Below are 18,963 nucleotides of genomic sequence, written 5' to 3'. Positions count from 1 at the left end.
ATAAGGGACCGGCCGGTTCGCGCAAGTGCAGAAATGGGCGCCGGCAGGCAGCGCCCATTGTCAGTCTTTCCAGAGGCTTACTTGGCCGTCAGAAACGTGCCGACGTCGAGCAGCACGAATTCGTTGTCGTCGGCTTTGTCCAGCGCGCGGCCGGCCGAGAAGGGCAGGTTGTTGTCATTGCCGACGATGATGTGGGTGGCATCCACCACATCGACATTCTCGATCGTCACGAAGGGCATGGTGTAGACGCCGTTCTCGCTGCCCTGCATGGCCTTCTTGTCGGGATCGGCGATGTTCATGAGGTCGATATAACCGATCTTGCGGGCGGCCTTGCCGACGTTTTCATCCGACATCTCGATCTTGTAGATACGCTTGTGCTTGGCCGGTGCATCAAAGCAGGTCGGCTCCGGCTTCTTCGGGTCGGCGCAGGCCTTGGACGGGGAGCCGGCGCCATTGTCACGTTCGATGACGAGGGCCGTGGTGGCATCCACCATGTTGAAATCGCCGATGGCAACGCCGCCTTCACTCAGCGGATAAAGCCAGCTGCGGCCGGTCCAGGCCTTGGAGGCGGCATCCAGCTCGATGATGCGCAGTGCCGTCTGGCCGTCGGTCTTTTCCACCGAACCGTCTTCCAGGAACAGCGGACCTTCCAGCAGGCCGTAAAGCTTGGCGCCATCCTTCGACATCGCAAACCCTTCAAAGCCGCCGGAGCGCTTCAGGTTGAACACCGGCATTTTTGCCGCAGGGTTGGCCGGCAGGCTCACCAGTGCATTGTCGGGCGAGGTCACCGGCTTGCCATCAACCACGGTTGCAATGACATCGGTCAGACGGCCCTCGATGTCGAATTTCAGCACGTAGGGGCCGAATTCTTCGCCGACAAAAAAGCCATCTGCCACCGGCTGGATCGATTCGACGTCGAAATCGGCGCCGGTGAGATAACGCTTGTCAGCGCCTTCCATGGCAATGGGGAAGGGGGCCTTCTTGTCCGGGTCTGAGAGGAACACGGTGCCGAGACGTTCCACCTTGCCGGCGGCCCAGTCGATCTTGATGTGATGCAGCATCAGCATGGTGTCGCTCGAATTGTTTTTCGAGCCGAAACCGTTGTCCGAGAGTGTCCAGAACGTACCGTCGGCCATCGTCTTGATGCCGGAAAAACCCTGCAGGGGCTGGCCATCGAAGGGCAGCGAAAGACCGGTGAGGCGCACGCCGTCCTTGCCGGGAATGCTGGCGAGTTTTTCGGTGCGCTTGCGGTCGGCGGTGGTGAACTTACCGGAGGTCTTGAGCGTTGCCGGAGCATCGGCGGGTGCTGCAATCATCGTGTTGGCCGGCAGCACGGCCTGCGAGACGAGCTTGGCCGGAAAGGCCTTTTCTTCGGCGTGGGACTGTACCGCCAAAACGGCAACCAGTGCGACGGAGGCAAGGAGAGTTCGGATCATGGAACACCTGTGCATGAGAGAAGAGAACAATCTCCTCCTACGTGCAGCAGATGACGCCACCATCACGCCTGATTGAAATTCCGATGAAATTTCAATGACAGAACCGCTTGCCTGGCCAACTGGGTCATGCGGGCAGTTTGCCGGCCCTGAACAGGCCGGGCGGGATCAGGCTGGCACCGATCCGGCAGCCATGTCCACGGTCTCGACCTTCTTGTCGATGAAGCGCAGGGCGACCTCGCCGGAAATGAGTTTCAGGGCCGGTTCCCCGAACAGTTCGCGCCGCCAGCCGGAAAGGGCCGGCACCTCGGCCTTTTCGCCTTCGGTGGCGATCTTGTCGAGATCGTCGCTGTTGGCGATGACTTTTGCCGCCACGCCATGTTTTTCAGAGATCAGGCGCAGCAGCACCTTCAAAAGCTCGACAGCGGACTGCGCGCCTTCCGGCGTATGCGAATGTTTTGGCGCCTGTGGCATGTCGGTTTTCGGAAGCGCAAGGGCGGTGTTGACGGCATCGAGGATCGCCGTGCCCGACGACGAACGTTCCCAGCCCTTGGGAATGGTGCGCAGGCGCCCGAGAGCCTCGCTGTCCCGAGGCTGCTGCTGGGCGATTTCGAAGATTGCGTCGTCCTTCAGCACGCGCGAGCGCGGCACGTTGCGGCTGCGCGCCTCGCGTTCGCGCCAGGCCGTGACATATTTCAGCACCGCCAGTTCCTGCGGCTTGCGCAGGCGCGATTTCAGCCGAAGCCAGGCATCGTCGGGATGCATGTCATAGGTCTCGGTCGATTCGAGAACCGCCATTTCCTCGGCAACCCAGGTGGTGCGGCCTTCGCTTTCGAGCTTTGCCTTGAGGCTGAGATAGATGTCGCGCAGATGGGTGACGTCGGCCAGCGCATAATCCAGCTGCTTGTCCGACAGCGGCCGGCGGCTCCAGTCGGTAAAACGCGATGATTTGTCGATCTGGACGTTCTTGGTGCGCTGGACGAGCTGGTCGTAGGAAATCGAATCGCCAAAACCGCAGACCATGGCGGCGACCTGCGTATCGAAGATCGGATGCGGGATCAGCTTGCCGAGGTGATAGACGATTTCCAGATCCTGGCGCGCCGCATGGAACACCTTGACAACAGATGTATCGGCCATCAGCTCGAAGAAGGGCGTCAGATCGATGTCCTTGGCCATCGGATCGACGATGACTTCGAGATCCGGGCTTGCCATCTGGATGAGGCAGAGAATCGGCCAGAAGGTGGTTTCGCGCAAAAACTCCGTATCGACGGTGACGAATTCGGATTGGGCGAGCTTGCGGCAGGCATCTTGAAGAGCGGCAGTTGTTTCAATCATCAGCTTCGGTCGTCAGGCACAGAGGAAAGATCGTTTAACCTTCCTTTCCCTTTCACCTGCCGATGTCAACAGAGACGGAAGTCTTGCGCACCATCATTGCAAAGTCGCAGCAATTATTCCGCGGTAACCGGGGCATCCTCATCCGACCGGCCGGTACGCAGCGCCTCGATATTGTCGCGGTGAACGATCTCGTAGGGCGCGAAATAGTCGATCCAACCCTCTGCGATTTCCGGCGCCACAAATTCTTCAAGTCGCATCGTGTCGATCTGAGAATCGGCGATCCGTTCCAGCAGCCGCTTGAGATAGGCGCGGTTGGCGTCGATCAACGCGGGCCCGTATCCGCCGTCTGCAATGCGTTCCTCGCTGCCGTGATTGGGCAGGATGCGCCTGATCGGCAGTTTTGAGAGGCGGTCGAGTTCCTCGATATGGCGGGCAATGCCCAAAGGTTCGGAGATATAGGTGATCGTGTCTTCCAGCGTATCGCCGGCCAGCAGCAACTGTTCGTCGGCAAGCCACAGCACGGTGCCATCGGCGCTATGAATATCGAACTGCAGGAGATGCACCGACCGCCCGCCGAGCCGAAGCTCCAGCCTGTCGTCAAAGATGCGGTTCGGCATCACCACCGGATGGATCGGCGGGTCCTTGGCGGCGAGCGCCTGTTCGTTATCGGTTATGGCCTGCAGCGTCAGCCGGTTGGCGATGATGTCGCAATCGGCAAAAACGGCGTTTCCGGCAATGTGGTCGGTGTGCCAGTGGCTGAGGATCACCGTGAGGCGGGAGACGCCGCGCCCTTCGAGATGGCTGCGGATAGCACGGGCGTGTTCGAGCGACATATGCGTATCGTAGACGAGCGCCTCGTTGCCCGAAACGAGCGCGTAGCTGGCGATCCCCAACGCATAGGCGCCGTCATCCAGCCAGTTGCGCTCCGGCCCGTGCAGGCGCTTGCCGGCGATACGGCCGTCATAATAGGCAAACAGGCCCGGATAGGGCTCGAGTATGCGAAGGGTGGCGCAGAGGTCCGTCATGGCGGCATCCACAGGCTTGGAGACAGGGATCAGACAACCCGGACATAACTCGTCATGCCGGTCTTCTGGTGCTCGATGATGTGGCAATGCAGAACCCAGTCGCCGGGATTGTCGGCCACCAGCGCAAGCTGCACCTTTTCGTCTGGCGCCACCAGATAGGTATCTGATATCAGCGGAGTGACCGCGCGCGCGGACGACGCGACCACCTGGAAATTCATGCCATGCAAATGGATCGGGTGCAGGTGCGGCGTGTTGTTGGTGAGGTTGAACACGTAAGTTTTGCCCAGCTTCATCTCGGCCAGCGGCGCGGAGGGATCGGCAGTGTCACCCGGCCATGGCACCTTGTTGATCGCCCAGAAGGAATAACCAAGCGTGCCGCAGATCGAATCACGCGCCGCATTTTCGGCGGTGGCGCTTAACACCAGCGGAATTTCCTCAGCCGATGAAAGGTCCGGTTTTTCGAAGGGGTTTTGCGCCAGCGGCGGCACGTCGCCAAGGCTGCGCTTCAGGTTTGCACCGACGCTTCGAAAGGTCGCCACAGCCTTGGCGGTGGAGGGTCTTGTGTCGGTGAGCGTCACGATCTCTCCCTCGCTCTCCGGCATCAGCAGAACGAGATCCAGCCGCTGGCCGGGGCCGATGACGAGGCTGTCGAGGGGAATGGCTTGCGGCAGCGGTTGTCCGTCGAGCGCCACGATGAGGGCCTTGGCGCCCGACAACGACAGCTGGTAGAGGCGCGTCACGTCGGTGTCGGCGATGCGCACGCGCACCAGCCCGCCGCTTGGCGCATCAAAGGCCGGCTCCACCTGCCAGTTGGCGCCGCGCACGGTGCCGAAGGTTCCGTTGCGGGCGGCATCGCGCGGCTTGAACTGCTCGATGAACTGCCCGTCGCCGCCAAGCCGCCAGTCGCGCAGGTTGATGTCGACTTCGGCGTCGAACACCGGGTCCTTCGGATCCTCGACGATCAGCAGCCCGGTCATGCCGCGTCCCATCTGCGTCAGCGTGTTGCAATGGGGGTGATACCAGAAGGTGCCGGCATCGGGCGGGGTAAAGCTGTAGTCGAACGTATCGCCGGTATAGACGTAAGGCTGGGTGAGAAAGGGCACGCCATCCATGCGGTTTTCAATGCGAAGACCGTGCCAGTGAACGGTCGTCGGCTCGTCCAGCCGGTTGGTGAGTTTGGCGTCGATCCGCTCGCCACGGCGCAGGCGAAGTGTTGGCGGCATGACGGTGCCGGGGGAACCGGCCATGCCATAACTCATCACGCCGCGCGTCAGGTGCTGGCCGTCGAGCAGCGCATCGGTGGTCCTCGCTTCCAGATGAACGGCGTTTGCCGCAGACGCGGGACCGCCGAACAGGCCGGCTGCCCCAAGGCCCAGCCCATAGGCGCCACTAAAACCGGCGGCGGTCTTCAAAAGGGTTCGGCGCGACATCTGGACCATGGGCATGCTCTGGCGGCTGTTGTTCCTGATCCTGCTTAAACCTGAGAAAGTTGATCAGCAATACGGCGCGAACCGCGATATTGCCGCAGGCTGCTACCGCCGGTCGGTGCGGCCATCCTTGCGCTCATCGCCGGGTGCGCCCGCCATGCGGTTGAAATAGGCGGATGTGCGCAGCAGCGCGCGAAACCGCCCCGGCCGTGCGTCCGGCGGCACGGCGGGCCGTGTGCGCATGCGCACCACCGTATAAAACAGGAAACCCATGAAAATGAACGAGGTGTAGATAAAGAACACCTGCGGGCCGATGAACTGCAGCAGCACGGAGGCCAAAAGCGGCCCGATGGTGGCGCCGATGGACCAGAAGAACAGAAGGCCCGCCGAGACCAGCGCATGTTCGCCGGGTTTGGCAAAATCATTGCCGTGGGCCGAACACAGCGAATAAAGCGGCATGGCAAAGGCGCCATAGACGAAAATGCCAATGATATTGGCGGTCTCATCCGTGCCGGCGAAAAACGACAGGTAGCCGCCGGTGAGGATTGCGCCGATCGTTGCCCAGATGATCACCTTTCGCCGGTCCAGCCGGTCGGAATAAAGCCCGAGCGGATATTGCAGCACGACGCCGCCGATAATGCCGGCGCTCATGAAGGTGGCAATCGCCGTCACGCTCATGCCGATCTGCTGCGCATAGATCGGCCCGATATTGCGAAAGGCCGCCATGCTGAGGCCGACCGCGATGACGCCGACGACCGACAGCGGCGAGATGCGCCAGACGGCGCGGATATCGGTGCTGATCGCTTCCGGCGGGGCAGGGCTTGACCGGTCGAGAACGGAAATCGGCACCAGCGACAGCGCCATGGCCATCGCCACCAGCGAAAAGATCACCGGTCCCTCGATGTCGACGGTCGGGATGAGGTACTGAGCAGCCGTCACGGAACTGAGGTCCACCAGACGATAGATGGAGAGGGTGCGCGCCCGGTTCTGGTTGGTGACCTTGGCATTGATCCAGCTTTCCACCACGGCGAACAGGCTTGCGACCGATATGCCGATGATGAAGCGCATCAGCGCCCAGAACAAAGGCGATGTGATGAGCGGCATCAGGATGGAACAGCAGGCGGCAATGGCGGCCATGGCGGCAAAGGTGCGGATATGGCCGATGGCGCGCAGGATGCGGGTGACATAAAGGCAGCCGATGGCAAAACCGATGCTGTAGCCGGCACCGATCAACCCGATGGTGGAAGGCGAAAACCCTTCCGCCGTGCCGCGCAGCGCAATAAACGTGCCTTGCAAGCCATTGCCGCCGATCAGGATGCCCGCGGTGACGAGAAGGGGAATCAGCGGGCGGATCTGGCTCATGCGGGGATATCCGGCGGCCGGGGCCGCAACGACGGGAAAGGTGGGGCGATCCATCGAAGGGCGAACCGTATCGCCAGTCTAACCAAGCGGCCGATGAAAAACAGTCGAAATCCGCCGAAAAACCGTGCAACCTGCCGCCAGCCTTGACAAAGCCGGCAGGCCATGCGCTTTTCCGCCCGATTTTCCCCTTGCCGGCCGGGACACCAGCGCCTTGTGCCGGCACATGTGATTCCAGGATTTCGACATGCACCGTTACCGCAGCCACACCTGTGCCGCCCTGAAAAAGTCCGATGTCGGCGCGACCGTCCGCCTGTCCGGCTGGGTTCATCGCGTCCGTGACCATGGCGGCGTTCTCTTCATCGATCTGCGCGACCATTACGGCATGACGCAGGTCGTGGCCGACCCGGATAGCCCTGCCTTCAAGGTGGCCGAAACCGTGCGGGGCGAATGGGTCATCCGCATCGATGGCGTCGTCAAGGCCCGTTCGGAAGATACCATCAACAAGCAGATGGCAACCGGCGAGATCGAGCTTTACGCGCAGGAGATCGAAGTTCTGTCCGCTGCCAAGGAACTGCCGCTGCCGGTGTTCGGCGAGCCCGAGTATCCGGAAGACGTGCGCCTGAAATACCGCTTCCTCGATCTTCGCCGCGATACGCTGCACAAGAACATCGTCAAGCGCACGCAGATCGTGTCGGACATGCGCAACCGCATGAACGAAATCGGTTTTGCCGAATACACCACGCCGATCCTCACCGCCTCGTCGCCGGAAGGCGCGCGCGACTTTCTCGTGCCGAGCCGCATCCATCCCGGCCAGTTCTTTGCGCTGCCGCAGGCGCCGCAACAGTATAAGCAGCTTTTGATGGTGGCCGGTTTCGACCGCTATTTCCAGATCGCGCCCTGCTTCCGAGACGAAGACCCGCGTGCCGACCGCCTGCCGGGCGAATTCTACCAGCTCGACGTCGAAATGAGCTTTGTCGAGCAGGAAGACGTCTGGAACACGATGGCGCCTGTCATCACCGGCGTGTTTGAAAAGTTTGCCGATGGCAAGCCTGTCACCAAGGACTGGCCGCGCATCCCCTATGACGAGGCGATCCGCAAATACGGCTCCGACAAGCCGGACCTGCGCAACCCGATCGTCATGGAAAATGTCACGGAACACTTTGCCGGCTCCGGCTTCAAGGTGTTTGCCGGCATGATCGCGTCGAACCCGAAGGTCGAGATCTGGGCGATCCCGGCCAAGACCGGTGGTAGCAGAGCCTTCTGCGACCGCATGAACGCCTGGGCTCAAGGTCAGGGCCAGCCGGGCCTCGGCTACATCTTCTGGAAGGAAGAGGACGGCAAGATTGCCGGCTCCGGCCCGCTTGCCAAGAACATCGGCGAGGAACGCACCGAAGCCGTGCGCACCCAGCTTGGCCTTGAAGCCGGTGACGCCTGCTTCTTCGTCGCGGGCGAACCCGCAAAATTCTACAAGTTTGCCGGCGAAGCCCGCACCCGCGCCGGCGAAGAACTGAACCTTGTCGATCGCGACCGGTTCGAGCTGTGCTGGATCGTCGATTTCCCGTTCTTCGAATGGAGCGACGAAGACAAGAAGCTCGATTTTGCCCACAACCCCTTCTCCATGCCGCAGGGTGGACTTGAGGCTCTGGAAACGCAGGATCCGCTGACGATCAAGGCCTATCAGTACGATGCCGTCTGCAACGGTTTCGAGATTGCCTCGGGCTCCATCCGTAACCAGTCGCCGGAACTGATGGTCAAAGCGTTCGAAATGGTTGGCCTGTCGAAGGGGGACGTGGAAGAGCGCTTCGGCGGCATGTACCGTGCCTTCCAGTATGGCGCACCTCCGCACGGCGGCTGCGCGTTCGGCATCGACCGCGTGGTCATGCTTCTGGTCGGAGCCAAGAACCTGCGTGAAATCACGCTGTTCCCGATGAACCAGCAGGCACAGGATCTCTTGATGAACGCGCCGGCACCGGCCCAGCCGAAGCAGTTGATGGAACTGTCGCTTCGGGTTCTGCCGCCGCTGAAAAAGGATTGATCTCTCCTCCCGCCCGGTTTTGCGGGCGGGAACCTTCTTCGGGGCCGGGCATTGTCTGCCCAGCAATCACGCCCCCGAGGAGAGCATTATGCTGAAGACCCTCATGGCCGCATCTGCGGCCATTTTCATCTCGACCACCGCTTTTGCGCAGTCGACCGTCATCGTCACCGAACAGCCGGCCCCGCCGCCGCCGGGCGCTGTCATCGTGCGCGAAATGCCGCGCGAAGTGCGCACCTATGTGATGGAGCAGGACGTCCAGTCCGTGCCTTATGAAGGTGACGTTCTCGTCGGCCGCGTTCTTCCGCAGGATGTGGAAGTGCATGTCGTCGATGGTTATGGCGATTACGCCTACACCGTCGTTAACCAGCGCCGCGTCGTGGTCGATCCGCAGACCCGCGAAGTGATCCAGGTTCTCGACTGATTTTTGTCTGCACTGACAGGATGAAAGAAAGGGGCGGCGTATGCTGCCCCTTTTTTGTGCCTAGGAAGCCCTAATGGCGGCGATTGAAGTTTTGCGCTGCTTATATTGCCTTGCGTCAATTCTGGGGCTATGAACTGGCCTATCACAAGGACCCGGGTGCGATCCCCGGGTGGCTCTTCCGGCCGCCGATCCGCCGGACAACGCAAAGCATTGGCCCTTTTCAGACCTGGTTCATTCCCGGCCAATGCGTTCAGTTTGCGAAAAATCTCAAAATCATGATGTCTTTCTCCACCTACCGCCGCGAATGGTTTTCCAATATTCGCGGGGATATTCTCTCCGGCATTGTCGTTGCCATGGCGCTGATCCCTGAGGCCATCGGCTTTTCGGTCATCGCCGGCGTTGATCCGAAGGTCGGGCTGTTTGCCTCCTTCGCCATCGCCTGCGTTTCCGCCTTTGTCGGCGGTCGCCCGGGCATGATCTCGGCGGCAACGGCTGCCACCGCCGTGCTGATGGTGACGCTGGTCAAGGAACACGGCCTGCAATATCTGTTTGCCGCAACGCTGCTGATGGGCCTGTTGCAGATCCTGGCCGGCCTGGCCAGGCTCGGCCGCGTCATGCGCTTCGTGTCGAAATCGGTGATGACCGGCTTCGTTAATGCGCTTGCCATCCTCATCTTCATGGCGCAGCTGCCGGAACTCATCGGGGTGCCGGTTGCAACCTATGTGATGATCGCAGCCGGTTTGGCGATCATCTACCTTTTCCCCTACGTCACGAAAGTCATCCCGTCGCCGCTTGTCGCCATCGTCGCACTGACGTTGGTGTCGGTGTATTCAGGGCTTGACCTGCGCACCGTCGGCGATCTCGGCGAACTACCATCCAGCCTGCCGATCTTTTCGCTGCCGGACCTGCCGTTCACCTGGGAAACGTTGCAGATCATCTTCCCCTATTCGGCAGCGCTAGCGGCCGTCGGCCTGCTCGAATCGCTGCTGACGGCGCGTATCGTCGATGACATGACGGACACGACCAGCAGCAAGAGCCAGGAATGCATCGGGCAGGGGGCTTCCAACATTGCAGCCGGCCTCATCGGCGGCATGGGCGGCTGCGCCATGATCGGCCAGTCGGTCATCAACGTCACATCGGGCGGCCGTGGCCGTCTCTCCACCTTCGTCGCCGGCGCCTTCCTGCTTTTCCTCATCCTGGTGCTGGATGATATCGTAAAGATCATTCCGATGGCAGCGCTCGTGGCGATCATGATCATGGTGTCGATCGGCACCTTCTCATGGCGTTCCATCCCGGATTTGAGACGCAATCCATTGTCCTCCTCCATCGTCATGCTGGCAACTGTCGTCACCGTGGTTGCCACGCACGACCTGTCGCTCGGGGTTCTCGCCGGCGTTCTCCTGTCGGGCATCTTCTTTGCCGGCAAGGTGGCCAAGCTTTTCCATGTGCGCTCGACGCTCAGCGAAGACGCTACGCATCGCACCTACCGCATCGATGGCCAGATCTTTTTTGCCTCGACGGAAGGGCTGGTCGCCTCGTTCGATTTTGCAGAACGGCTTCAGCGGGTGACGCTCGACGTGTCGGATGCGCATCTGTGGGATATTTCGGCGGTCGGTGCGCTCGATCAAGTCGTGCTGAAATTCCGCCGCCACGGCGTTGCCGTCGATGTCATCGGCCTCAATGATGCAAGCGCCGGCATGATCGACCGCTACGCCCTGCACGACAAGGACCATGCGGTGATGAGCGTCGCCAGCCACTGAACCGTCGGGTCTCGGATAGGGCCCCGAGAAAGATCCCACGGCGGCTTGGCCTCCGTGGGATCTTTTTGTTTATGTAAATCTGTATATTGGTCTTCTATCGGTCTTGAAAATCTTAATAATCCCTCAAAACGCTTAGATGTGATCGACGATATTTAACAATGAATGTTCAATTGGCTCCGTGTATAGTCTAAAAAATCATTCCGCGGGAGATTGGGAATGTACAGGCTTTACGCGACAAAAGGTTCCGGCAACTGCTTCAAACCGTTCGTAACTATGTGTCAGCTTGGCATCGGGTTCGATGTTCTTGACGTTGATGTTCTCCGCGGCGAAACACGCAGCGAAGCCTTTCGCGCCATCAATCCCGCCGGTGCGGTTCCCTACCTTGTCACAGAGCCCGGTGTTGGCGTCGGTGAGTCCAATGCCATGCTGTGGCTGCTGGCGGATGGCTCCGGGCTGATGCCGCAGACTGCGCTTTTGCGGGCGCAGAGCCTGCAATGGATGTTCTTCGAACAGTCCAGGCTTGAGCCGTTCATCTCCCCCGCCCGTTTCCTCGGTCGCATTGCGCCACATCTGGGCGTCGGGCGCGAGGCCGACATCATCGCCTGGCGCGACAAGGCCAGCGCCGGCCTTGCCGTGCTGGATGCGCATCTGAGCAATCGCGATTTCATGCTGGGCGACCGTTACGGCATCACCGATATCGCGCTTTTCGGTTATGTGCATGTGTCCGACGAGGCCGGCATCGATATGCACCTTTTCCCGAACGTCGTGGCCTGGATCGAGCGGGTGCGCCAGACGCCGGGCTTCGTGCCGCTATCGGCGCTGTGTGACAGGGCGCGGCCTTTTCTGGCAGACGAGCATGCTGCATGACCAACACTCTGTATCAGCCGCTGGACGACCACGTCACGCCTGGCTGTGGCGCGTCCGAGAGCAGCCGGTGGATGCTCGACCGGCTCAGTACGGCTGTGTGGATTTTCGACATCGACGCGGCGTTGGTCGTCTGGGCCAATGCCTCCGCACTCGACATATGGGCGGCCGATACGGTGGAGGAACTGCGTGCCCGCCCGATGAAGCCCGACATGTCGCCCGCCGTCGCGCGGCGCCTGAAACAGTACCAGACGGATTTCATCGAGCGCGACGCGACCTTTACCGAGATGTGGACGCTTTATCCGCGCGGCGTGCCACGTCCGTTGCGGGTCCGTTTCAGTGGCATCCGGCTGAGTGATGGCCGCATGGCGATGCTGTGCGAGGGGAGCGACGAAACCGGCCAGCAGCCGGAAGCAATCCGCAGCGCCGATGCACTTTTGCACACACAGCTGATGATTTCGCTACATGATCTCGAAGGATGCACGCTCTATTGCAATCCATCCGCGCGGGCAAGCTTTGAAGGCAATGACCACCTGGCCTCGCGCTTCGTGGCGAAGGACGATTTCCGCCGTCTGATGGAGGCCATTCGTGCGACGGGCGAAATCAGCCTGATTGCCGAGGTCTACACGTCGAAGGGTGTTCGCTGGCATGAGTTGACGGCCCGCTCCTGCCATGATCCGGCATCGGGGCGGCCATCCGTGCTGGTGAGTGAAACCGATGTCAGCGGGCTGAAGGAGGCGGAGGCGCTGGCGCATATGCGCGCCAATCACGATCCTCTGACCGGCCTGCCGAACCGCCTTGCCATGCCCGCGCTGTTCGAGCGCCTTCTGCGCCAGTCGGAACGCACCGGCGCGCGCATCGGTGTGCTGTTCATCGATCTCGATCAGTTCAAGGTCATCAACGATACGCTTGGCCATCTCCAGGGGGATGCGGTGCTGATGGACGTCGCGCGCCGGCTGTTCGAACTGCGCGGCAAGGACGATGCGGTCATTCGCCTGGGCGGCGACGAGTTCCTGTTCCTGGCGACCGAAGAAAAAGGCGATGAAGGCCGCATAGAGGCGCTGGCCGTGCGCATGCTGCAGCGGCTTGCCGTGCCTGTGCAGGCCGAGCGTCGCAAGCTGATGGTGACGCCAAGCGTCGGCATCGCAAGCTTTCCCGAACACGGGTCAGATGTGCAGATCCTCATGCAGCGGGCGGATCTGGCCATGTACGAGGCAAAGGCTGACGGGCGCAACCAGTACCGCATCTATGACGACGGCATGCGCAACCGGCGTGAAGACGAGGTGGAAATGCTGGCGGATCTGCGCGAAGCTTTGCGCCGCGGACAGATCGAAGCCCATTACCAACCGCGCGTTTCACCGAGTGAGCAACGCATCGTGTCTGCAGAAGCGCTGGCGCGATGGGTGCATCCCGAACGCGGCATGGTATCGCCGGCGATTTTCATTCCGCTGGCCGAAAAGGCGGGGCTGATCAACCAGATCGGCGCCTGTATGCTCGAACAGGCGATCCGCCAGCAAAGTGAATGGGCGGCCAAGGGCTTCCATATCGCCGTCTCCGTCAACGTCTCGATCCGCCAGCTGTGCGAAGTGGATTTTGCCGGCATGGTGCGGCGCCTGCTTTCCTTTTACGGCTGCGACCCGGCCATGCTGGAGCTGGAGCTGACGGAAACGCTGCTGCTCGAAAGCAATCCGACAGTGCATGACAATCTGGAACAGGTGCGCGCGCTCGGCATCCGTATTGCCATCGATGATTTCGGCACCGGTTATTCCAATCTCGCCCGCCTCAACGAAATGGCCGTGGACTGTATCAAGATCGACCGCAGCCTGGTGAGCGGCCTGCCGCGCAACGAGGAAATTGTCCGGCTCGTCATTGCCATGTGCAAGTTCATGCAGGTCACGATCGTGGCCGAGGGTATCGAAACGCAATGTGCCGCTGATTGGGCCCATGCCAATGGATGTCACGAATTGCAGGGTTATCTCTACAGCCGGCCGCTGCCGGCGGCAGGACTGGAGGCTATGCTGCTTGAAGAGCAGGCCGTGCCGCAGCGCTTGCCAGAAACTGTCTGCTGAAGTCCGTCCGTATCCGGCCTTCGTTGTTCGCCCAACCTGAAACAGGTACTCAGCGCCGTGTTTTCTGCGGCGCTGGAAGCCTTCAAACCTTACTGGTTGGCGGAGACGGTCACGCCCAGAACGTCCGGCAGCGTGTTCGGAGCCGCCTGCGCTGCACCAAGGATCATCGGCAGCGGCACCGGTGCCGGTGGTGCAGCCGTCACGGTGAAGCTCTTCGGGTTATCGAGGAAGCTGTTCAGCGCCGAAGACAGGCTGTTCTGCAGCGTGGGAATGTTCCACTGCGCCACCACCAGCGGCACCATGCCCTTCAGCATCATGGCCATCTGGTCACCGTTGACGCCCTGCTGCTTGCCGGCATAGGACAGGCCGCGCTTGGTGATGCCGGCGTCGGTGAAGCTCAATTCGGCGCTGTTGAAGTTCAGCTGCTGCAGAAGGCCGAAAAGCGCCAGCATCTGCGCCTGCTGGGCCGCTTCCTTGTTGGTGCTGGCCTCCATTGCGCGCGTGGTTTCCTGCATCGACTTGATAAAGGCCGGCGTGTAACCCGACAGGCTGGCTGCCAGGTTCAGGCGGCCGATCTTGTCGAGATCGATGGCGTATTCCTCCAGGTCGACCGTGCCGGGTTCTGCTTCCCAGCTGCCCTTCATGGTCATCGTGCCCTTGAGGGTCTGGATACCGAGGCTGTCGATGGCCTCGCGCGATTTCGGATCATCCACGATGGACAGATCCGCCGAGAAGCCGTCGACCTTGGCGTCGAAGCTGAGCCCCGAATTGTCCTCGGTGCGCTCCATGGTCGCAAGGACCTCGTTGATGGAGGCAACGTCGCGGCCCTCGACGGCAATCTTCATCGGTCCGGCATGGGCTTCTTCGTAGAAGAACATCGAATCGAGCGAAGTGCCACCAGCTTCGGCCGGAACGACGATGCCCGAGAGATACATGTCCGACGCGGTGATGACGGTCTTGTCTTCCGTCAGGTTGATATCGGGAAAAACCGCCTTTTCGATCGTGTAGCTGCCATCCGTCTCTTCAACGACGCCCTGAAGTGCGACGTCACCCACGGTGACCCGCTTGGCGGGGTCGCCGTCACCGATCGAAAGGCCCTTCAGCGTCACGGTGGAGCCCGTGACATCCACGCCCGCCACCTCCAGATTGCCCGGCTGCAGATTGGCGGCCGCCGAAAGCTTGCGCAGCAGGTCGTTGCCATCGAGAGCAAAGGCCGGCGTGGTCGCAATTGCCATCACGGCGCTGGCAAGCAGCATGCGGGTGGAGTTGTTCAATGTCATCAGGTGTCCTCCTTACGGCCTGCCGTGCAGCCGCTGTTCATTCGCAAAAGTTCTTATATGCATAGGGTGGTCAACGTCCACGGCTTTTCAAAGACGAAAATCGTCAGCCGGACACCTATAAGGGGCCTTCATCCACAGGCGCTTTGCCCTGATTTCTTGCCGGGAATCAGGCTTTCCGGTAGTCAAGAGCCATGGGAAAAAATCTGACACCTCCGCCCGGTGACGATGGCGGCGACAATATCCTGCCGATTGACCTGAAGGCGGCGCTCGAAGAGCGTTATCTCGCCTATGCGCTGTCGACCATCATGCACCGTGCTCTGCCGGATGTGCGCGACGGGTTGAAGCCTGTGCACCGGCGCATCATCCACGCCATGAGCGAGATGGGCATCCGCCCCAACTCGGCGTTCAAGAAATGCGCCCGTATCGTCGGTGACGTCATCGGTAAGTTCCACCCGCATGGTGACCAGTCGGTCTATGATGCGCTGGTGCGCCTCGCGCAGGATTTTTCGCAGCGTTATCCGATCGTCGACGGGCAGGGGAACTTTGGCAATATCGACGGCGACAGTGCGGCTGCCTATCGATACACCGAAGCCCGCATGACGGAAGTCGCGGCCCTCCTTCTGGAAGGCGTCGATCAGGATGCGGTGGATTTTCGCGCCACCTATAACGAGGAAGACGAGGAGCCGACGGTTCTGCCGGGGGCGTTCCCGAACCTGCTCGCCAACGGGGCGTCCGGCATTGCGGTCGGCATGGCCACCTCCATACCCCCGCACAATGCCCATGAACTCTGCGACGCAGCCCTTCATCTCATCCGCCATCCGGATGCGACGATCGAAAAGCTTGTCGACTTCATTCCCGGCCCCGATCTGCCGACCGGCGGCATCATCATCGACAACCGCGAGTCGATCATCGAGGCCTATCGCACCGGCCGCGGCGGTTTTCGCGTGCGCGCCAAGTGGGAGATGGAAGATCTCGGGCGCGGCGGTTACCAGATCGTCATCACCGAAATTCCCTATCAGGTGCAGAAGTCGCGGCTGATCGAAAAGATCGCCGAACTGCTGATTGCCCGCAAGCTGCCGCTTCTGGAAGACGTGCGCGACGAATCGGCGGAAGACATCCGCGTCGTGCTGGTGCCGAAGAGCCGCACGGTGGACGCGACGCTTCTGATGGAATCGCTGTTCCGGCTCACGGAACTGGAAAACCGCATCCCGCTCAACATGAACGTCCTCTCAATGGGGCGCGTGCCAAAGGTGATGGCGCTGAACGAGGTGCTGCTGGAATGGCTGGCGCACCGCAAGGACGTTTTAATCCGCCGCTCGCGGTTCCGTCTGGCCGCCATCGACCGGCGTCTGGAAATTCTGGGCGGCTTGCTGATTGCCTATCTCAACCTCGACGAGGTGATCCGCATCATCCGCGAGGAGGATGAGCCTAAACAGGTGATGATTGCCAAGTGGCAGCTGACCGACGTGCAGGCCGAATCCATCCTCAACATGCGCCTGCGCAATTTGCGCAAGCTGGAAGAATTCGAGATCCGCAAGGAATTCGACGCGCTGACGGCGGAGAAGGCCGATATCGAATCGCTGCTCGCTTCCGACGAGAAGCAGTGGAAGGTGGTCGAGCACGAAATCCAGGACGTACGCAAGAAATTCGCCAAGGGTCGCGGCAAGCCGTTTGCGCGCCTCACGCAGTTTGCCGATGCCCCGGAAGCTGATCTCGATGCCATCCAGCAATCGATGATCGAGAAGGAACCGGTCACCATCGTCATTTCGCAGAAGGGCTGGATCCGCGCGCTGAAAGGCCATATCGCCGATACCTCGACGCTGACCTTCAAGGAAGGCGATGCGATGCGGCTGGCCTTCCCGGCGCAGACGACAGACAAACTGCTGCTGCTCACCACCGGCGGCAAGGCCTACACGCTCGGCGCTGACAAGCTGCCCGGCGGGCGCGGCCATGGCGAGCCGATCCGCATCATGGTCGACATGGAAAACGATCAGGATGTGCTGACCGCCTTCGTGCATGATCCGCAGCGCAAGCTGATCCTGTCCTCCACCGCCGGCAACGGCTTTGTGGTGGCCGAAACCGAGCTGGTGGCCAATACCCGCAAGGGCAAGCAGGTGATGAATGTGGCGATGCCCGACGAGGCAAAGCTGGTGATCCCCGTCGCCGGCGATCATGTGGCCGTGGTTGGCGAAAACCGCAAGCTTCTGGTCTTCCCGCTGTCGCAGCTGCCGGAAATGACGCGCGGCAAGGGTGTGCGCCTGCAACGCTACAAGGATGGCGGCATTTCCGACGTAAAATGCTTTGTGCTGGCAGGTGGCCTGACGTGGGAAGATACCGCCGGACGGGTGTTCACCCGCAACAAGGACGAACTGCTGGAATGGTTGGGCGACCGCGCTACCGCCGGCCGCGCCGTGCCAAAGGGCTTTCCCCGCAGCGGCAAGTTCAGCGGCTGACGTTTTGCCCGCTCGGCCCCGTCAGGCGCCGAGCGGCACGATATGATCGCGCAGAAAGCGCGTGGCGCCGTCCTCGTCGATCTCGCCGGCTGCAACGGCAAGCACGAAGGCGATGACATCGGCCTGCTCCGCCTCCAAGAGGAAGCCGTTGAGGTAGAGAAACGTGAAGGCTGCCAGGAAGGCGATGCGCTTGTTGCCATCCGAAAACGGATGATTACGCGCCAGCCCGAACAGGTAGGCGGCGGCGAGCGTCACCACATCCTCTTCGCCATAGGCATATTTGTGACGCGCCCTCGCAAGCGCTGCTTCCAGCGCGTTGTCGTCCTTCAGCCCGGGAAGGCCTCCATGTTCGGCAAGCTGCTCGTCGTGCATCCGCTCGACCGCGTCGCGGCTCAGCCAACGGATCTCGTTCATTTGGCAAGCTCGCGCAATGCGACCTTATACTTCTCCATGCCAATCCGGGCAGCCTTCAGCTGCTCCGCCAGATCCGCATCCTGATAGACGAGAACGATTTTCCCGTCCTCCTCGCGCAGTTCCAGGCTGTCGCCGGCGCGCACGCCAACGCGGTCCAGAACTTCCTTCGGAATGATGATGCCTTCGGAATTGCCGATTTTACGCACGATGATGTTCATCTGAACCTCCATGTTGTAACGGCGTTATAACATGGCGCGTTGCACGCTGCAATCACCGCAAAAACGCGATATCTTCCTGTTCGTCGGGGCGATAACGCTCCCAGCCGCGCGGTGTCAGGTGTTCCTGCGGCTGGTAGCGGGTCTTGTAGTTCATCTTGGACGAACCCTTGACCCAATAGCCGAGATAGACATGCGGCAGGCCAAGCGTCTGGGTACGCTTGATATGGTCGAGGATCATGTAGGTGCCGAGAGAGCGTTTCTCCAGCTTGGTGTTGAAGAAGGAATAGACCATCGACAGGCCGTCGGTCATCATGTCGGTGAGCGCCACCGCGACCAGTTCGCCCTTTGGTTTATCGCCGATGCCGGCGCCGGGCACGCGGACGCGGTATTCGATCAGGCGTGTGTTGACGTGGGTGTCTTCCACCATGATGGCATAATCAAGCGCCGACATGTCCGACATGCCACCGCGCTGGTGGCGGTCATCGAGATAACGGCGAAACAGGGAAAACTGCTCGGTCGATGGCTGCGGCGGCATCATGGTGCTGATCAGGTCGCTATTTGTGGCCATCAACTTGCGCATCGTGCGCCCCGGCTCGAATTCGCCAGCGAGGATGCGCACCGAAACGCAGGCGCGGCAGCCCTCGCAGGCGGGACGATAGGCGATGTTCTGCGAGCGACGAAAGCCGCCTTGCGTCAGGAGGTCGTTCATCTCGGCGGCACGCTGGCCGACCAGATGGGTAAAGACTTTCCGCTCCAACTCGCCGGGAAGGTAAGGACACGTAGCCGGTGCCGTCAGATAAAACTGCGGAGATGGCGTCGCCTGGGTGTTCATCCGCGCAAATGGACCTTCGCTGCAAGGGATAAGGC

15 protein-coding genes and 1 other annotated feature are annotated in these 18,963 nt (G+C 61.1%); of the genes, 6 read left to right on the top strand and 9 right to left on the bottom strand.

Annotated elements, in window-relative coordinates; genetic code table 11:
* Nucleotides 1–77: 77 nt before the first annotated feature.
* The 5 genes from AC4CWH_RS09970 to AC4CWH_RS09950 all read right to left on the bottom strand — a co-directional run bounded on the left by AC4CWH_RS09970 (nt 78) and on the right by AC4CWH_RS09950 (nt 6,582).
* On the bottom strand, nt 78–1,436 hold the full coding sequence (locus AC4CWH_RS09970; protein ID WP_491318610.1) for an esterase-like activity of phytase family protein: 1,359 nt from the start codon (nt 1,434–1,436) through the stop codon (nt 78–80).
* 165 nt (nt 1,437–1,601) lie between these two features.
* Entirely contained in the window at nt 1,602–2,768 is a 1,167-nt protein-coding gene (gene rnd, locus AC4CWH_RS09965) for a ribonuclease D (protein ID WP_491318609.1), read from the bottom strand.
* 113 nt (nt 2,769–2,881) lie between these two features.
* On the bottom strand, nt 2,882–3,793 hold the full coding sequence (locus tag AC4CWH_RS09960; RefSeq protein ID WP_491318608.1) for an MBL fold metallo-hydrolase: 912 nt from the start codon (nt 3,791–3,793) through the stop codon (nt 2,882–2,884).
* Between the two features lie 29 nt (nt 3,794–3,822).
* A complete protein-coding gene (locus tag AC4CWH_RS09955) occupies nt 3,823–5,232 on the bottom strand; it encodes a multicopper oxidase family protein (RefSeq protein WP_491318607.1) in 1,410 nt (469 codons plus the stop codon).
* 93 nt (nt 5,233–5,325) lie between these two features.
* Nucleotides 5,326–6,582 (bottom strand): MFS transporter, encoded by a 1,257-nt coding sequence (locus tag AC4CWH_RS09950; protein WP_491318606.1) that lies wholly within the window; start codon nt 6,580–6,582, stop codon nt 5,326–5,328.
* A 244-nt stretch (nt 6,583–6,826) separates the two neighbouring features.
* Here AC4CWH_RS09950 and aspS point away from each other — a divergent pair, with 244 nt between their 5' ends.
* The 5 genes from aspS to AC4CWH_RS09925 all read left to right on the top strand — a co-directional run bounded on the left by aspS (nt 6,827) and on the right by AC4CWH_RS09925 (nt 13,731).
* Nucleotides 6,827–8,617, top strand: a complete 1,791-nt coding sequence (gene aspS / locus AC4CWH_RS09945; protein WP_491318605.1) for an aspartate--tRNA ligase — start codon at nt 6,827–6,829, stop codon at nt 8,615–8,617.
* Nucleotides 8,618–8,705: 88 nt separating this feature from the next.
* Complete coding sequence (locus AC4CWH_RS09940) at nt 8,706–9,038, top strand: DUF1236 domain-containing protein (RefSeq protein ID WP_491318604.1); 333 nt, start codon at nt 8,706–8,708, stop codon at nt 9,036–9,038.
* Nucleotides 9,039–9,183: 145 nt separating this feature from the next.
* Nucleotides 9,184–9,241, top strand: a sequence feature (sul1 is cis-regulatory element that is thought to sense ions involved in sulfur or methionine metabolism; They are found in Alphaproteobacteria).
* Between the two features lie 72 nt (nt 9,242–9,313).
* Nucleotides 9,314–10,798 carry a SulP family inorganic anion transporter gene (locus tag AC4CWH_RS09935; RefSeq protein WP_491318603.1) on the top strand — a complete coding sequence of 495 codons (1,485 nt, stop codon included), beginning with the start codon at nt 9,314–9,316 and terminating at the stop codon, nt 10,796–10,798.
* Between the two features lie 216 nt (nt 10,799–11,014).
* A complete protein-coding gene (locus tag AC4CWH_RS09930) occupies nt 11,015–11,665 on the top strand; it encodes a glutathione S-transferase family protein (protein WP_491318602.1) in 651 nt (216 codons plus the stop codon).
* A complete protein-coding gene (locus AC4CWH_RS09925) occupies nt 11,662–13,731 on the top strand; it encodes a putative bifunctional diguanylate cyclase/phosphodiesterase (protein ID WP_491318601.1) in 2,070 nt (689 codons plus the stop codon). The genes AC4CWH_RS09930 and AC4CWH_RS09925 overlap by 4 nt, the downstream gene beginning before the upstream one ends.
* A gap of 89 nt (nt 13,732–13,820) precedes the next feature.
* Here AC4CWH_RS09925 and AC4CWH_RS09920 read toward each other — a convergent pair whose 3' ends face one another.
* On the bottom strand, nt 13,821–15,011 hold the full coding sequence (locus AC4CWH_RS09920; protein ID WP_491318600.1) for an aq_1923 C-terminal domain: 1,191 nt from the start codon (nt 15,009–15,011) through the stop codon (nt 13,821–13,823).
* A gap of 191 nt (nt 15,012–15,202) precedes the next feature.
* Between AC4CWH_RS09920 and parC the strand changes: the two genes are divergently transcribed.
* Nucleotides 15,203–17,464 carry a DNA topoisomerase IV subunit A gene (gene parC / locus AC4CWH_RS09915; RefSeq protein WP_491318599.1) on the top strand — a complete coding sequence of 754 codons (2,262 nt, stop codon included), beginning with the start codon at nt 15,203–15,205 and terminating at the stop codon, nt 17,462–17,464.
* Nucleotides 17,465–17,485: 21 nt separating this feature from the next.
* Here parC and AC4CWH_RS09910 read toward each other — a convergent pair whose 3' ends face one another.
* The 3 genes from AC4CWH_RS09910 to AC4CWH_RS09900 are packed head-to-tail and all read right to left on the bottom strand — an operon-like array spanning nt 17,486 to nt 18,928.
* Nucleotides 17,486–17,878 carry a type II toxin-antitoxin system death-on-curing family toxin gene (locus tag AC4CWH_RS09910; protein ID WP_491318598.1) on the bottom strand — a complete coding sequence of 131 codons (393 nt, stop codon included), beginning with the start codon at nt 17,876–17,878 and terminating at the stop codon, nt 17,486–17,488.
* Nucleotides 17,875–18,096: an AbrB/MazE/SpoVT family DNA-binding domain-containing protein gene (locus tag AC4CWH_RS09905; protein ID WP_491318597.1), complete on the bottom strand. Its 222-nt coding sequence runs from the start codon at nt 18,094–18,096 to the stop codon at nt 17,875–17,877. The genes AC4CWH_RS09910 and AC4CWH_RS09905 overlap by 4 nt, the downstream gene beginning before the upstream one ends.
* A 52-nt stretch (nt 18,097–18,148) precedes the next feature.
* Nucleotides 18,149–18,928 carry an arginyltransferase gene (locus tag AC4CWH_RS09900; protein WP_491318596.1) on the bottom strand — a complete coding sequence of 260 codons (780 nt, stop codon included), beginning with the start codon at nt 18,926–18,928 and terminating at the stop codon, nt 18,149–18,151.
* Nucleotides 18,929–18,963: the final 35 nt, after the last annotated feature.

The organism is Neorhizobium sp. PAMB6716, assembly GCF_058242805.1.
The sequence above is the reverse complement of the archived record's forward strand: the minus strand, read 5'-3'. Positions and strand labels throughout refer to the sequence as shown.

Coding starts and splice junctions, on each gene's coding strand:
- AC4CWH_RS09970 (WP_491318610.1), bottom strand. CDS start 1,436: ATGATCCGAACTCTCCTTGCCTCCGTCGCACTGGTTGCCGTTTTGGCG.
- rnd (WP_491318609.1), bottom strand. CDS start 2,768: ATGATTGAAACAACTGCCGCTCTTCAAGATGCCTGCCGCAAGCTCGCC.
- AC4CWH_RS09960 (WP_491318608.1), bottom strand. CDS start 3,793: ATGACGGACCTCTGCGCCACCCTTCGCATACTCGAGCCCTATCCGGGC.
- AC4CWH_RS09955 (WP_491318607.1), bottom strand. CDS start 5,232: ATGGTCCAGATGTCGCGCCGAACCCTTTTGAAGACCGCCGCCGGTTTT.
- AC4CWH_RS09950 (WP_491318606.1), bottom strand. CDS start 6,582: ATGAGCCAGATCCGCCCGCTGATTCCCCTTCTCGTCACCGCGGGCATC.
- aspS (WP_491318605.1), top strand. CDS start 6,827: ATGCACCGTTACCGCAGCCACACCTGTGCCGCCCTGAAAAAGTCCGAT.
- AC4CWH_RS09940 (WP_491318604.1), top strand. CDS start 8,706: ATGCTGAAGACCCTCATGGCCGCATCTGCGGCCATTTTCATCTCGACC.
- AC4CWH_RS09935 (WP_491318603.1), top strand. CDS start 9,314: ATGATGTCTTTCTCCACCTACCGCCGCGAATGGTTTTCCAATATTCGC.
- AC4CWH_RS09930 (WP_491318602.1), top strand. CDS start 11,015: ATGTACAGGCTTTACGCGACAAAAGGTTCCGGCAACTGCTTCAAACCG.
- AC4CWH_RS09925 (WP_491318601.1), top strand. CDS start 11,662: ATGACCAACACTCTGTATCAGCCGCTGGACGACCACGTCACGCCTGGC.
- AC4CWH_RS09920 (WP_491318600.1), bottom strand. CDS start 15,011: ATGACATTGAACAACTCCACCCGCATGCTGCTTGCCAGCGCCGTGATG.
- parC (WP_491318599.1), top strand. CDS start 15,203: ATGGGAAAAAATCTGACACCTCCGCCCGGTGACGATGGCGGCGACAAT.
- AC4CWH_RS09910 (WP_491318598.1), bottom strand. CDS start 17,878: ATGAACGAGATCCGTTGGCTGAGCCGCGACGCGGTCGAGCGGATGCAC.
- AC4CWH_RS09905 (WP_491318597.1), bottom strand. CDS start 18,096: ATGAACATCATCGTGCGTAAAATCGGCAATTCCGAAGGCATCATCATT.
- AC4CWH_RS09900 (WP_491318596.1), bottom strand. CDS start 18,928: ATGAACACCCAGGCGACGCCATCTCCGCAGTTTTATCTGACGGCACCG.